At 42.9% G+C, this 14,811-nt stretch carries 15 protein-coding genes and 1 other RNA gene; 9 read left to right on the plus strand and 7 right to left on the minus strand.

Annotated elements, in window-relative coordinates; translation table 11 throughout:
- Positions 1-202: 202 nt before the first annotated feature.
- Positions 203-895, minus strand: a complete 693-nt coding sequence (locus tag J7E35_RS14935) for a Crp/Fnr family transcriptional regulator (protein WP_214781041.1) — start codon at positions 893-895, stop codon at positions 203-205.
- 208 nt (positions 896-1,103) lie between these two features.
- Between J7E35_RS14935 and J7E35_RS14940 the strand changes: the two genes are divergently transcribed.
- The 8 genes from J7E35_RS14940 (at position 1,104) to J7E35_RS14975 (ending at position 9,065) form a co-directional block, all read left to right on the plus strand.
- Positions 1,104-3,380, plus strand: coding sequence for a DEAD/DEAH box helicase (locus J7E35_RS14940; RefSeq protein WP_214781043.1), 2,277 nt, complete (start codon positions 1,104-1,106; stop codon positions 3,378-3,380).
- A gap of 15 nt (positions 3,381-3,395) precedes the next feature.
- Positions 3,396-4,673, plus strand: coding sequence for a ribonuclease H-like domain-containing protein (locus J7E35_RS14945; RefSeq protein ID WP_214781046.1), 1,278 nt, complete (start codon positions 3,396-3,398; stop codon positions 4,671-4,673).
- Positions 4,674-5,060: 387 nt separating this feature from the next.
- Positions 5,061-5,393, plus strand: a complete 333-nt coding sequence (locus tag J7E35_RS14950) for a CotD family spore coat protein (protein ID WP_214781049.1) — start codon at positions 5,061-5,063, stop codon at positions 5,391-5,393.
- 276 nt (positions 5,394-5,669) lie between these two features.
- The gene (locus J7E35_RS14955; protein ID WP_214781052.1) at positions 5,670-6,230 is read left to right on the plus strand and encodes an SLOG family protein; all 561 of its coding nucleotides are present in this window, start codon (positions 5,670-5,672) and stop codon (positions 6,228-6,230) included.
- A 114-nt stretch (positions 6,231-6,344) separates the two neighbouring features.
- On the plus strand, positions 6,345-6,644 hold the full coding sequence (gpsB, locus tag J7E35_RS14960; RefSeq protein ID WP_023627594.1) for a cell division regulator GpsB: 300 nt from the start codon (positions 6,345-6,347) through the stop codon (positions 6,642-6,644).
- 83 nt (positions 6,645-6,727) lie between these two features.
- An RNA gene (rnpB, locus tag J7E35_RS14965) (RNase P RNA component class B) lies at positions 6,728-7,116 on the plus strand.
- A 133-nt stretch (positions 7,117-7,249) separates the two neighbouring features.
- Positions 7,250-8,392: a THUMP domain-containing class I SAM-dependent RNA methyltransferase gene (locus J7E35_RS14970; RefSeq protein ID WP_214737039.1), complete on the plus strand. Its 1,143-nt coding sequence runs from the start codon at positions 7,250-7,252 to the stop codon at positions 8,390-8,392.
- Between the two features lie 505 nt (positions 8,393-8,897).
- The gene (locus J7E35_RS14975) at positions 8,898-9,065 is read left to right on the plus strand and encodes a hypothetical protein (protein WP_214737037.1); all 168 of its coding nucleotides are present in this window, start codon (positions 8,898-8,900) and stop codon (positions 9,063-9,065) included.
- A gap of 87 nt (positions 9,066-9,152) precedes the next feature.
- Here the strand turns inward: J7E35_RS14975 and J7E35_RS14980 are convergent, their stop codons facing one another.
- From J7E35_RS14980 to J7E35_RS15000, 5 genes are all read right to left on the minus strand, one after another.
- The gene (locus J7E35_RS14980; protein ID WP_214737035.1) at positions 9,153-9,458 is read right to left on the minus strand and encodes a metal-sulfur cluster assembly factor; all 306 of its coding nucleotides are present in this window, start codon (positions 9,456-9,458) and stop codon (positions 9,153-9,155) included.
- A 13-nt stretch (positions 9,459-9,471) separates the two neighbouring features.
- Positions 9,472-10,716 carry a hypothetical protein gene (locus J7E35_RS14985; RefSeq protein WP_214781541.1) on the minus strand — a complete coding sequence of 415 codons (1,245 nt, stop codon included), beginning with the start codon at positions 10,714-10,716 and terminating at the stop codon, positions 9,472-9,474.
- Positions 10,717-10,721: 5 nt separating this feature from the next.
- On the minus strand, positions 10,722-10,937 hold the full coding sequence (locus J7E35_RS14990) for a DUF2249 domain-containing protein (protein ID WP_214737031.1): 216 nt from the start codon (positions 10,935-10,937) through the stop codon (positions 10,722-10,724).
- A gap of 1 nt (position 10,938) precedes the next feature.
- Complete coding sequence (locus J7E35_RS14995; RefSeq protein ID WP_214737029.1) at positions 10,939-11,178, minus strand: DUF2249 domain-containing protein; 240 nt, start codon at positions 11,176-11,178, stop codon at positions 10,939-10,941.
- A gap of 107 nt (positions 11,179-11,285) precedes the next feature.
- Positions 11,286-11,975, minus strand: a complete 690-nt coding sequence (locus J7E35_RS15000) for a Crp/Fnr family transcriptional regulator (protein WP_214781056.1) — start codon at positions 11,973-11,975, stop codon at positions 11,286-11,288.
- Between the two features lie 223 nt (positions 11,976-12,198).
- On the opposite strand from J7E35_RS15000, the gene J7E35_RS15005 reads away from it, so the two are divergent.
- The gene (locus J7E35_RS15005) at positions 12,199-14,562 is read left to right on the plus strand and encodes a nitric-oxide reductase large subunit (protein WP_214781059.1); all 2,364 of its coding nucleotides are present in this window, start codon (positions 12,199-12,201) and stop codon (positions 14,560-14,562) included.
- Between the two features lie 36 nt (positions 14,563-14,598).
- On the opposite strand, the gene J7E35_RS23520 is transcribed toward J7E35_RS15005, so the two are convergent.
- On the minus strand, positions 14,599-14,733 hold the full coding sequence (locus J7E35_RS23520) for a hypothetical protein (RefSeq protein WP_285289118.1): 135 nt from the start codon (positions 14,731-14,733) through the stop codon (positions 14,599-14,601).
- Positions 14,734-14,811 lie beyond the last annotated feature (78 nt).

A 14,811-nucleotide genomic window follows, 5' to 3' on the forward strand; every position in this document is an offset into this window, starting at 1 on the left:
TACGTTAAAATCGGCTTTAGGATTTTAACAACAATCTTTACGAAAACAGCCAAAGAATAAGAACGCCCGAAGCATATGCTTCGGGCGTTTAATTAAGTTTGCTATCAAATGGTTCACTACTTGTTAAACCGATTTTCTTATTAGCTATGGTGCTTTTTCCGGAAGGCTTTAGAACTTGATAAGTAGTAAATAGTTTGCGGAATTAAACAAGCTCATCCATCAGAACGTCATGGTTCAATATTATGTTCCCATTTGAATCAGTAGTAATCAGTTCGTCTTTTTTTAATTTAGTCAGCGTCCTGCTTACCGTTTCTCTAGTCGTTCCAATCATATTGGCGAGGTCTTTGTTTGTGAAATCAGCCTTTAGCAAAACCGTGCCATTCTCCAGTTTTTCTCCGTGAAGTTCACCGAGCCTGATCAAAAGCTTAATGATCTGTTCGTATGTGTTGTTCAGGATTTGTGCTTCAAGCCTTTCTTGAAGGTCAACGATTTTTTCTCCAAGTACCTTGAATACCTTGATGCTTAAGTGAGGGTTATCAACCAAAACTTTCTCGAACTGCGAAATCGGCACGACAACGAGACTTGCCTGCTCCAATACCTCGGAATAACCTGGATATCCGCCTTTCCTGAAAAAACCTACGTGCGGGAACATTTCTCCTTTTTTCAAAATGGCCACTATTTGCTCCCGGCCATTGGCATCGCTTTTATAGATCTTCACTTTTCCTTCATTAATAAAATACACATTTTCAAGCGGATCGCCCTGCATGAAAATATGGCTGTTTTTCTTCCATTCTCGTGAAATTGATATATCGACAATCTTCTCAAGTTCATGGTCATCAAGATCCCTGAACAAAGAAAATTTAGCCAGGATTCTTTTTATCTCATTTTTATTCAAAAAAAACACCTCTATCAGCTGTTTGTCCACTCTATTTTAACAAAAGGCTGATTTAAAAGACATAACAGATTGTTCCGAGAGAGGGGTAAATAGATATTATTGGAGATGGAAGAGTATGTATTCCAAAAAATAGCAGTTTGATTTATTAAACTTTTATCTTTTGCAACGAACGTTTATTCGGTAAAATAGGAATAACGAGGTGAACGCTATGAAGGTCCGGAAAAGCATAAAAGAGATTTTGCAAGAACTAAAGGTTAGTGAATCGGTAAAGAAAAACATCGTCCACTGGCATACGATTGAAGAGAAAGAAGCCAAAACGGAAGAAATGCCAGAAGATTTAAGCGGGATTTTAAAAGCAGCATTAGAAAGACGGGGAATTTCCCGTCTGTACACGCATCAGAAGTCCTCTTATGATCAAATCATGCAGGGGCGGAGCATTGTGGCTGTCACGCCGACTGCTTCTGGGAAAACATTGTGTTATAACCTGCCAGTATTACAATCGATCATTAATGATCCGAATGCCAGGGCGCTGTATATGTTCCCGACAAAAGCTCTGGCGCAGGACCAGAAGAGTGAGATCAATGAACTGATTCAGGAGGCGGAGCTGGCAATCAATAGTTATACATATGACGGAGACACTCCGTCTAATATTCGCCAGAAGGTCAGGAGGGCAGGGCATATCGTTATCACAAATCCGGACATGCTCCATTCTGCGATCCTGCCGCATCATACAAAATGGGTTTCCCTTTTTGAAAATCTGAAGTATGTCGTCATTGATGAATTGCATATTTACAGGGGAGTCTTCGGCAGCCATGTGGCAAATGTCATTAGAAGATTAAAGAGAATCTGCAATTACTATGGAAGCGATCCTGTTTTCATCTGTACTTCTGCTACGATTGCGAATCCGCTTGAACTGGCTGAGGGTTTGACTGAAAAGGATATGATCCTGATTGACAATAATGGAGCTCCTTCAGGAAGGAAGCACTTTTTATTTTATAATCCTCCAGTCGTCAATATTCCGCTGAATGTCCGCAGAAGTGCAACGCTTGAAACCAGGAGGCTCGCAGGTGAATTTCTGAAAAATAAAATCCAGACAATCGTGTTTGCTAGAAGCAGGGTGAGGGTCGAAATCCTGCTTACTTATCTTCAGGAGCTGGTCAAACACAAGCTGGGTCCAAAGGCAATCAGAGGATATCGGGGCGGCTATCTTCCGACAGAAAGGCGCGAAATTGAAAAGGGCCTCCGTTCAGGTGACATATATGGAGTAGTCAGCACCAATGCGCTTGAACTTGGTGTCGATATTGGACAGCTACAGGTATGTATCATGAACGGTTATCCGGGAACGATCGCGAGTGCCTGGCAGCAGGCAGGACGGGCAGGGCGCCGGCACGGGGAATCGGTTGTCATCATGGTGGCCAGCTCCAGCCCGCTGGATCAATACGTTATCCAGCATCCTGCTTACTTTTTTAATCGCAGTCCGGAAACGGCGAGAATCAACCCGGACAATTTGATTATCCTGATCGATCACATCAAGTGTGCTTCCTATGAATTGCCTTTCAAAAAGGGCGACACTTTTGGTGCTGCTGAAATTGAGGAAATACTTGAATATTTGACGGAAGAGCGTATCCTTCACCAGAACGGAGACAAGTGGTTCTGGATGAATGACGCTTTCCCGGCACACAATATCAGCCTGCGTTCAGCATCACAGGAAAATGTCGTGATCATCGACCAGTCAGATGTAGCAAATGTAAGGGTGATTGGTGAAATGGATACTTTTTCAGCGATGACATTGCTGCATGAAGAAGCCATTTATCTCCACCAGGGAATACAATTTCAGGTGGAAAAGCTTGATTGGGAGGAAAAGAAGGCGTTTGTCCGTGAAGTGGATGTCGATTATTTTACCGATGCCAATCTTGCTGTCCAGCTTAGCGTCCTTGAAGAAGATAAAATCAGGGGCAATGAAGAAACAGAAATCGGCTATGGAGATGTCAGTGTCAGAGCAATGGCAACGATTTTCAAGAAGATCCGGTTTGAAACACATGAGAATATTGGTTCAGGACCGATTTTCCTTCCGGAAGAGGAGCTCCATACAAGCTCAGCATGGATATCACTGAACAAAGAGCTTTCGGAGTTCGGCCATGACCGGCTAGAGGAAGGGCTTATTGGGACATCTCAGGCACTAAAACATATCGCCCCATTATTCGTAATGTGCGATCCCTCTGACGTTCATGTAGTTCCGCAGGTCAAGGCGGCCCATAATGAAAAGCCAACTATCTTCTTTTATGACCGCTACCCTGGTGGAATCGGGTTAAGCGAAAAAATATATACCGGAATCGAAGAAATTTTGAACCAAACTAAAAAAATGGTCCTGAATTGCCAGTGTTCAGACGGTTGCCCATCCTGCATCGGAACGGATACATCTTCTATTCATTCAAAAAATGATGTTGTAAAATTACTGAATTTATTCCTTAAAGCAGCTGTGTAGCGAAGGAGGGGGAATATGAGTCTCAAGAATAAATTGAACAGGCTGAAGCCGCATATAAAAAGCGGAGCTGAAAAGCCCAAGACCGAACCGGTTAAAGCGGAAGAAACGCCGGAAATCCCATTTCTTGATGTCTGGCAGCAGGAGCAGGTATCCCCCTTCTATTTTGACGGACAATATTGCCTTGTCAGGGAAGTGAGTTATCCACTAGACCAACAGCACGGCCATTACCAATTCGGCGATTTACTGGAGGCTGTTTCACTGTGGAACAAGGAGCAGACAAAGCATCCGCTTTCTGCATTCGGGCACAGCCCAGCCGACATGGTATTTTTTGATACCGAAACAACAGGGCTTGGGGGAGGGACAGGCAATACCATCTTCCTGCTTGGCCATGCGTCCATTTCAGGGAATTCACTAAAATTGAAACAGCATATCCTGCCAAATCCGGGAGCAGAAGTAGCTCTTTACCAGAGCTTTTTAATGAATGCCGATTACACGACATTGGTTACGTACAATGGCAAGGCTTTCGATTGGCCACAGGTCAAAACGAGGCACACCCTTGTCCGTGACCATGTGCCAAAGCTGCCTTCCTTTGGCCATTTTGATTTATATCATGCAGCGAGAAGATTATGGAAGCATAAAATTGAGCGGATGAAATTAAGCATTGTGGAACAAGAAGTATTAGGTCTTGAAAGAAAGGATGACATTCCTGGCTTTTTGGCACCAATGATCTATTTTGACTTTCTGGAGAGAAAAAACCCTGAAGGCTTGCTGGGAGTCATTAGGCACAATGAAACGGATATCCTGTCACTATTGACTCTCTATACACATTTAACTTTCCAGATTCTCGGAAGGGACCGTACACAAACACCGCGGGAAACTTACGAGGTGGGACGCTGGTTTTCCTATCTTGGCGAATCAGATAAAGCGAAGCAAGCGTTCAGCGGGCTTCTAGATGATGGAAATGAGGAAGCGATTTCAGCTAAGCATGCACTGGCTTTTGAGTTTAAAAAGCATAAAGAATGGCAAGAAGCAGTTGCGCTATGGAAAGAAAGTGCAGCCCAAGGAACGAAAAAGCAGCAGAAAGAAGCGTGCATCGAGCTGGCCAAACATTTCGAGCATCGCGAGAAAAACCTTGAAATGGCCATGAAGTATTGCCGGCTTGCTGAAGAAATACACCGCGAAGAAAAAGGTACAACAAAAAAAGACATGATTTTTACCGGCGAGCTCGAAAAAAGAATCCTGAGGATTTCCCGAAAAGAATTTCCCGGGCAAGCGCAGAATTCGCCAAAATAAATTGGTTTTATGCCAGGTTTCGTCACGGAATCCTGAATTGTAACAAAATTTTAACATTTATCCTTTAAAACCTGTAATATCCTGTTGTATGTATGGTTTAGACGTTGTAAAATGTAAAATTGTATGGTGTTAAAAAAACAATATAATTTTACGGGGCTGGTTTGATGTATAAAGCGGTATTAGTTCTATATTTTGTTGTGATTACTCTCATCGCTGTGATCTTCAGCGGGTTGAAGGACAACTTTTACACATTCCTCTAAGAATTTCACTAAGTGCTTGCACGGGAATTTCTTTTGAAAAATAGGTGTTTTCATTAGTACAAGGCGCATCACTTCTACATAGGCTGATAATGTAAACAATAAGTCTAATTGAAAGGAGTTATGCACTATGCACTGCAAGCCAACAAATGTATTGCCAACAGTAGTTCATCCTACTCAGTGCTGTGTGAACAATAGTTTTACCAATAATGTGGTACCACATGTTCATCCAACACATACTACAAACGTAAACCACATCAATTATGATCACGTCCATTATTTCCCGCAAACACAGTCTACGGTTAATCAGGTGACACATCAGAACCACTATGGTGGACTTGGTCCGGTGCCAGGCGGAGTGGCTCCAGTTGGTCCGAGACCTCGCCCGGGATTCGGCGGACCAGGATTCGGCGGCCCAGGATTTGGTGGACCAGGATTTGGCGGTCCAGGATTTGGCCGATAAAATGACTTCAACAAGGGCTCTTGCAGCTCTTGTTTTTTTAGCTCTTTTCGAAGACAGTTACTTGGTCAATCAAGAGTAAAGTATTTCATTACATGTGTAGAAGTCTCCTTGAAAAGAGCCCTGACGCTTATAAGACTGTGGAAGCAAAAATATGTTCAGAAAGTACAATCGGTTTGTAAATAGCTATTTTTGAAAATTTCAGGTGTAATATTTACTGCTAAAAGGGAATACCTTCAATATGGATTTATTTATAATCAATGTTTCAAAGGAGATTATATGGTAAAAGTAGCTGCGATATCTGGTTATAAACCTTTTGAACTTGGCGTATTCCAGCATGATCATCCGTCAGCTGAATACATAAAAATGGCGATAAAGAAGAGCTTGATCCCTTTAATTGAGGAAGGACTTGAATGGGTGATGATAAGTGGACAGCTCGGTGTTGAATTATGGGCTGGTGAGGCTGTATTCGAGCTCCAGGAAGAATATCCCGAACTTAAACTTTCTGTATTCACTCCTTTTCTGAATCAGGAGGAAACTTGGAAAGAGGCCAATAAGGAGTGGTATGAATCAGTGATTGCTGGCGCTGACCATGTTGATTCCATCACTAAAAAGCCATACGAAAAACCGTGGCAATTCAGGTTGAAGAATCAATTTTTTATAGAGAAAAGCGACTTGTTGGTCTTGCTATATGATCCTGAAAAAGAAGGCAGTCCAAAATTTATATATGAAACAGCAAAAAAATTCCAAGAAGCAAACGATTATGATATAAGATTAATCACATTGTACGATCTACAAATGGCGGTTGAAGAGGAACAATTGAAACAGCAGGGTTTTTAACCATAAATATTTCCTGCAGAACCACATAAATAAGTTTATTAAAAGAAAAATTGACAAATCCCCTTGTTTTTGAAAAAATAAATGTGACGATTGGGGTATATTGAGGTGAATGGAATGCTATCCGATAAAATACAGTTAACTGCTAAAGATATTTTAGAAAAAGAATTCAAAACAGCAATGCGTGGTTACAAACCAGAAGATGTCGATAAGTTTCTTGATATGATTATCAAGGACTATGAAGTTATGCAGCAGGAGATCGAGGAGCTCCAACAGGACAATCTTCGCCTGAAAAAGCAACTTGATGAAGCTTCACGCCGACCAAGCACACAGGCGGCCGGCACAACGAATTTCGATATCCTTAAAAGGCTTTCGAATCTGGAAAAGCATGTTTTTGGGGATAAACTTTACGATTAATCCAGCATTTGCTAGTTTTTGAAATGTATTACCATTGCTTTTCAAACCTATATTTCATATAATGTTTCTTGTAGCTGTTAATAACGTTCGGGTAATCGCTGCAGTTCTGCTGCAGAGGAAAGTCCATGCTCGCACAGGCTGAGATGCCTGTAGTGTTCGTGCCTGGCCAATTCATAAGCCAGGGCAGTCGGGCTCACGCTCGGCTGACGGCCGGGAAAATGCCTAAGTCGGCAACGATATGGCATGAATACCTATAAAAGTGCCACAGTGACGGAGCCTTTCGAGAAATCGGAAGGGTGGAACGAGGTAAACCCCACGAGCGAGAAACCCAAACGATGGTAGGGGCATCTTCCTGGAGGAACTGAACAAAGGGAAGGACAGATGAGTTCTCATCTGTAGATAGATGATTACCGCCGGAGTACGAGACTTTTGGTCGTTTGCAGTACAAAGGTACAAAACATGGCTTACAGAACGTTATTAATGGATTTGTATGAGTGTTTACTAAAGCTCTCCTTTTGCCAGGAGTGCTTTTTTTATGTATATTAAGTCTATTGGGCAAACTTAATAATGGAGTACATAAGATATTGGATATAAAGGGTGAAACGATGAAGAATTTTGATATAATCGCAACCTCTGCTATGGGTCTTGAAGCAATTGTCGCAAAGGAAGTCCGTGACTTAGGGTACGAATGTCAGGTGGAAAACGGTAAGATCATTTATAAAGGGGACGCCAGGGCGATAGCCAGAAGCAATATGTGGCTCCGGACCGCTGACCGAATTAAGATCAAAATCGGCGAATTCAAGGCTTATACTTTTGACGAATTATTTGAAAAAACGAAGGCTCTCCCATGGGAGGATTTTTTACCGGAGAATGCTGAATTTCCTGTTTCGGGCAAGTCAGTGAAATCCAAGCTTTTCAGTGTATCGGATTGCCAGGCAATCGTTAAGAAAGCTATTGTTGAGCGAATGAGAAAGTCATACAAAACAACAACATGGTTTGAAGAGAACGGGCCATTGTTCAAAATAGAAGTTGCCCTCCTGAAGGATGTCGTAACACTGACAATAGACACCAGCGGAAGCGGCCTTCATAAGCGCGGTTACAGGACTGGCCAGGGGGAGGCTCCATTGAAGGAGACTCTTGCAGCTGCCCTGATCATGCTGACCAATTGGAATCCGGACAAGCCCTTTGTCGATCCGTTCTGCGGGTCTGGAACGATTCCGATTGAAGCTGCATTAATTGGTCAAAATATTGCACCAGGCTTTAACAGAGAATTTGTATCAGAAGGCTGGCCAATTCTTCCTGATTCCGTTTGGGACGAGGTAAGGATGGAATCAGAGGATCTTGCAAAATACGATCAGCCTCTGGACATCAGCGGCATGGACATCGACCATCGTATGGTAAAAATCGCCGAAGAGAATGCTTTTGAAGCGGGGCTTGGCGATTTGATTTCCTTCAAGCAAATGCGTGTCCAGGACTTTACGACAAAGAAAGACTATGGCGTCATTGTTGGCAACCCGCCATACGGGGAGCGACTGGGTGAAAAGAAAGCAGTTGAAGAAATGTACAGCCAGATGGGCAAGGCTTTTGACCCGCTTGACACATGGTCCATTTACATCCTGACTTCCAATGAGGACTTTGAACAAGTGTACGGAAAGCCGGCAACTAAGAAACGGAAGTTGTTCAATGGGTTCATCCGGACAGATTACTATCAGTACTGGGGTAAACGCCCTCCAAGAGTTGATAAATAAGACACAGCCTCCTGTATACCAGGAGGCTTTATTTTTTCTGGAAAAATTGAAATATGCAAGATGAAACAGCCTCTAAAAAAACACTAGGCTGACTAACAGGAATAAATATGGGGAGAACATCATAAAATACATTTATATCTGTATTTCGTAAAGGATAAGAAAGTACCAACTGTTTACACTTAGATTAGTGTCCAGCTTCAGCGCCTTTTTCATCCCCGAGTGGGCTTCTTCGAGAATCTTGCTCAAAGCGTTAGCTTTGAGCAGCTCGAGACGTTTGTCTAGCTGCGGCTCCTAACTCCTCGAGACTCTTCGGTCCTGCCAATGAAGTCAAAGAGCGACTTCACTGTCAGGCCCTCCAGAGCTTGTCGGAGTTGGGCAGTCGCAAACGCTTTTCGAGTTCGGTCCGCCCAATGAAGTCAAAAAGCGACTTCAGTGGTCGGCCCTCCAACGCTTGTCGGGGCTGAACAAGGCGCTTGCGCATTTCTTATGAAACGGAGGGATGGCAATGAATTATACATTTATCGACTTCCAAAGGATCTTAAAAGCTCTTTCAACTAGTACAGAGGCTTTGCGTAATGAATTCCAGGCTGATGAACTCCAGCTGGCAGAATTGCAGGAAGCAGAAAATAACTTTCGGCAGGCATTGTCATTTGGCCTTTCAAATCTTAAATAAGCCAATGCAAAGATGCAAAGAACGCTTGAAGCCCAAGCGTTTCTTTGCATCTTTGCTGTTTGATTATGAAACCATCATTTCCCCTGATTAAAAACCCTGAAGCAGTCTTTTTCCATCCTCGGTCATCCGTTCTGGTGTCCAGGCTGGCTCCCATGTCAATTGGACGTCTGCATGGTCAATTTCCTCCATGCCTTGTACGCAATATTTAATGCCGCTGGCGATGCTGTCATGAAGTGGGCAGCCCGGAGTTGTCAGTGTCATTAAAATCTTTGCTTTGCGGGGTTCTGGAACATCTATTTCATATATCAAACCTAGATCCACAACATTAATATTCAATTCTGGATCGATCACAGTTTTTAAATTTCCCCTGATTTTTTCCAATAATTCATTCATTTCTAACTCCTCCTTAAATAGTGACCACTTTGGCGATAATATAGCTGAATAGGACAGTCCCGATAACAATCAATCCCTGACCGATGTAAAAGACCGGCATCAGCCTGGCAATGAATGAAAGTAATAGAAGGATCGTCCCGGCAGTAAACAAGATGAAAAGCGGCAGTGCCAGCTTCTCATCCATCATGTCCTTTAACGCAGGCACCTTCTTTTTACCGATTTCCTTGCTGTATTTATGAGTCCACCACAGGAATGGGACGATCTTATATAGATAACCAATGATACTGAAAGCAATCCAGGCGACTAAATATAGTAAAATAATCGGCCCTGCCATTTTTGAAAGGAGATTTGCGGCACTTCCTGCAAAAGCGGCAAAGTGGATTAAAGCACCGCAGCCAATCGCAAATAAGGCGAACATGAATGGGCGGTCAAGCTTCTTCTTCACACGCTTATCAATGATTATTTTGACATGCCAGGTGAAAATCATGAATCCGGCAAATAGCATGAAAGTTCCCAACACTTCAAATAAATGGCTGCCCGTTAAGAAGGAAAAGATCAAAATGATAATTCCAACAACATAAACACCGAATACAAATGGTGCCGGTTTCATGGAATACCCATGTGAAAGTGAGAACATCGGAACCATTTTATAAGAAAAACCAAAGATCAATAATGAGAACCAGCTCACTGTACCCAGCAGGATATGAGTTTTAAAAATAGCTTGATAATACTCTGATGCAAAACCTGACTTCATGCTCAGAACCAATGTGATACCAAGTGTAATTGTTGCCAGGAGAGAAAACAGTGCAGTACCGACGAACAAAGTTAAGATATTTGGTTTTGCCTGGCTTTTAAGCGTCATGAACATCTGAAATATGAACATCAAAATTCCGAGCAATGTCAGGATTCCTGGAACCAAGGCATCCTGTGGGCGAAGGTATAATGCTGCAGCGAAAGATACGATTCCTGCAGTCGTTACAGCCAATTGCCAAAATCCAAATTTTTCGTTCCAAATCGGTGTCAGGAATGCGACAGGGACCAGCTGGTACATGGCACCCATAGCTACCATCAGGGCCCAGCCGAGTACGAACAGATGTGCAGCTGACCAGATTGCCGGCAATCGGAATACGCCGGAAACAAGAAGGTCACCGTTCAGCAGGATTAGCAGCTGTGAAAGAATTAACGCGAGCATGCTGAAGCCGATGAATGAAAAAGGAAGCTTTATATTTGTTTCGTTACCACTTTTTTGCTGAAACATTTGATTCACCCCGCTTTGCGGGAAATAGTCACGCGATAGCTTCCATCTTCTTGCTGTTCAGTCAAATAAAGATATCCTAGTTCATCAAGCTGCTCGAACAGAAACATCGGACGTCGGTCATTGATAATGATAAGCGTCTGTCCTTCCTCAAGCTCCTCCAGCTTTGCCAGTGTCCGCATCATCGGCTGTGGCGGTTCAAGCCCTCTGTTATCCAGGATCATCTTATTTCCCTCCCTTTTTTGTAAAAGTAATTTTATAATGTTTTGCCTCGATTTTTTCGACTACGTGTTCAAATCCCTTTGCTTTTAAAACCCCATACAAGGGGACAGGCTTGAAAGGTGCATGGAGGACCAGTCTGTCATTCAATTCCAAATCGCCAATGGCTTCCATGATTTTTTGGAAAGGCTCCAGCTTGTTATTTATATCCTCACGCACATCCAATTCTATCGTTCTGTGTTCCATATCATTCAGCTCCTCGATACTTTAGTTGGTATGATTAAATGATAATCATTTTCACTCTTTTCTGCCGTGATACGCATCACTTAACCGCAGAAAAATTGCTCTTCCTGCTAAAACAATTCCTGATGCAATTTTTCATGGTCGATCAGATAGTAGCCGTCAGGATCCAAACTTAAGTAATCTTTTTTCTTTAAATGGTTGATGGTTCTGCTGACAGTTTCCCTGGAAGTACCGATCATGTTGGCAAATTCCTTATTGGTAAAATGGGTGGTCAATTTAAATCCATGTTCCTTCTTTTCTCCATTTGTCTTGCAAAGGCGGAGTAACAGCATAATGATCTGTTCGTATGTATTGTGAAGAATCTGTTCCTCGAGCCTGGCCTGCAAATCGATGATCTTCTCTCCAAGGACACGGAATAACTTAATAGATAGTTCAGGATAGGCAACCAGGATCTCTTCAAATTTAGAGATTGGTACGATGATCATCTGTGTGTCTTCCATTATTTCCGCGTGGGCAGGGTATTGGCCTTTCCTGAAGAAGCCAGCGTGAGGAAACATTTCACCGGATTCAAGGACAGAAACGATTTGTTCTCTTCCTGATGAGTCGGTTTTATAAATTTTCACCTTCCCTGAATGAATGAAGAAAACGCGGTCTAGCGGATCTCCCTGCATGAAAGCATACATTTTATTTTTAAAGAATCTTGGCTGGGCGATTTCTATGATCGGATCCAGCTCCTCTGTCGATAATTCTTTGAAAATAGGAACTTCTTTCAATTGCTGTCTGATTTGTGATATATGCATCTCAATCTGCTCCTCTATGATTTGATTAAGTATCTGCCGTAAATTTTATCAAGGGAAAGAGGAGGGCTAAGTGACCTGAATCATATTTTGACGTTTTTATGAAAATAATTATCATTGCTGTGGGAAATATCACACCCGGCAAATGAGGAACTTCACAAACTAAACATTTCATTCCCATTATGCTTAAGTTGTAAAAAAAAAACAGGGAAGGGGTGTATGGTAGATGGAAATCCAGCATGGAACATCCTCGAAGGCAGTGGTCAAGAAAAATAGAAACTCACTGCTGAAATCCGTACTCATCATCACATTATTACTTAGCTTTACAGTACTCCTGACAGGAGGTTACTGGATCTTTAAAGATATGGCTCCTAGGCCGCTAGAAGTGACAAACGAAAAGGGAGAGGTCATCTTAACGAAAGAAAGCATCATGGGAGGGCAGGCTGTCTTCCAGAAATATGGTTTGATGGATTATGGAACTGTATTAGGGCATGGATCCTATATGGGGCCTGATTACACGGCAGAGGCACTGAAAATTTATACTGATGGGATGCATGACTTCAAGTCACAAGAAAAATATGGTAAGGGTTTTAAAGCGTTGACGGGAGATGAACAAACAATCATCCGGGACACTGTCATGAAGGAGATGCGTGAAAACCGTTATGTGCCGGATACCGATAAGCTGGTGCTGACAGAGGCACAAATAAATGGGCACGAAAAGGTAAGGGAATTCTATCATACTATTTTTACTGAAGGTGATCAGTGGGGTCTAAAGCCAGGGTTAATTCAGGAAAAACATATGCCGGACGGGGAGCGAGCCTGGGTATCAAAGGGCGATCAGATTGAGCAAATCGCTGATTTCTTTTTCTGGACAGCATGGCTTTCAAGTACAGAAAGACCCGAAGATGATATTACTTATACAAATAACTGGCCATATTATGAGGATGCCGGAAACACTATGTCCTTCTCTGCAATCTGGTGGAGTGGTGCGAGTGTGACCATATTGATTCTATTCGTAGGATTAATCCTGTTTGTTTTCTACCGTTATCATTTAGGGATGCAAGAGGCTTATACAGCCGGGAACTTCCCGAAAATCGATTTGAGGAAGCTTCCGCTTACATCCTCGCAATTGAAAACAGGTAAATATTTCGCGGTTGTTTCTGTACTGTTCTTTGTTCAGGCAATGTTCGGAGCGCTGCTCGCTCACTATTATATCGAGCCTGACAGTTTCTTTGGAATGAAGTGGGTCCATGATATCCTGCCATTCAATATTACAAAAGGATTCCACCTTCAGCTGGCAATCTTCTGGATTGCGACTGCATGGTTAGGAATGGGCATCTTCATCGCTCCGCTGGTCGGCGGGCATGAACCAAAGCGCCAGGGAATACTAGTCGACATATTATTCTGGGCACTAGTTGTGCTTGTAGCCGGCAGCATGATTGGCCAATGGCTTGGTGCAAACGGCTACCTGGGCAACAATTGGTTCTTATTAGGTCACCAGGGCTGGGAATACCTTGAGCTGGGACGCATATGGCAGTTCATTCTTGCGACCGGAATGCTGATCTGGCTGTTCATCGTATTCCGCGGGATCAAGAGTGGGTTGAAGAGGGAATCAGACAAAGGCGGCCTGATTCACCTGTTGTTTTACTCAGCAATTGCCGTGCCAGCATTTTACTTCTTCGCTTTCATGATCAATCCAGGCACACACTATACCTTTGCTGACTACTGGCGCTGGTGGATCATCCATCTCTGGGTTGAAGGAATATTCGAAGTTTTCGCAGTCGTTGTCATTGGTTTCTTAATGGTCCAAATGAAGCTAGTCACGAAAAAATCAACAATAAAAGCATTATACTTCCAGTTAATCCTGCTGATGGGAGCAGGTGTCATCGGTATCGGCCACCATTTTTATTACAATGGTTCTTCCGAAGTCTGGATTGCGCTCGGTTCTGTATTCTCTGCTCTGGAAGTCATCCCGTTGACCTTGCTCATTCTGGAAGCATATGAACAGTACAAAATGATGAGGGATGGGGGAGTTGATTTCCCTTATAAAGGTACATTCTGGTTCTTGATTTCAGTAGCCATTTGGAATCTGGTAGGTGCAGGTGTACTTGGCTTCCTGATCAACCTGCCTGCAGTCAGCTTCCTTGAGCACGGCCAATTCCTGACACCAGCACACGGCCACGCGGCGATGATGGGTGTGTATGGAATGTTCGCAGGCGCAGTATTGATCTACTCATTGCGCAATATTGTGAAGCCTGAAAAGTGGAACGACAGGTGGGTTAAATTCATAGTCATCATGCTGAACGCAGGCTTGGCTGGCATGGTATTCCTGTCATTGCTGCCAGTCGGATATCTTCAGTTAAAAGAAGCATATTTCAATGGTTATGCAGCTTCACGTTCATCTCAGTTCTTACAGCGGGAAACAGTTGAAATGCTCCTGACGCTGAGGGCAATACCAGATACGATTTTCTTGATTGGTGTTGCTGCGCTGGCAATATTCAGCTTAAAAGCACTCTTCAATCTCCGTAATGTGACACATAAAGAAGAAGAACAGCTGCCAGTAAAAGATTTGGCTATTGATGAAGATTAATAGGAAAACCGCAAAGCGTTAGCTTTGCGGTTTTTATTATGATTTTTGTTCCTCTTCTTTTTCGCATTCAAAACAAAGCACTTTCCCATCTTTATGTACACCATTCAAAAAACCATCCAGGCAAAAAATCTCTTTTCCACAACGATCGCAGCTGCCAACTAGCTCCTTCAAAAAATCCCCTCCCCTTCATAGAATTCTCTCTAGAAAAAGTAGTTCCTCTATTTTTTTACAGATCACATTTAGAGGTGA

The organism is Bacillus sp. ISL-45 (genome assembly GCF_018613195.1).
GTDB lineage: Bacteria > Bacillota > Bacilli > Bacillales > Cytobacillaceae > Mesobacillus.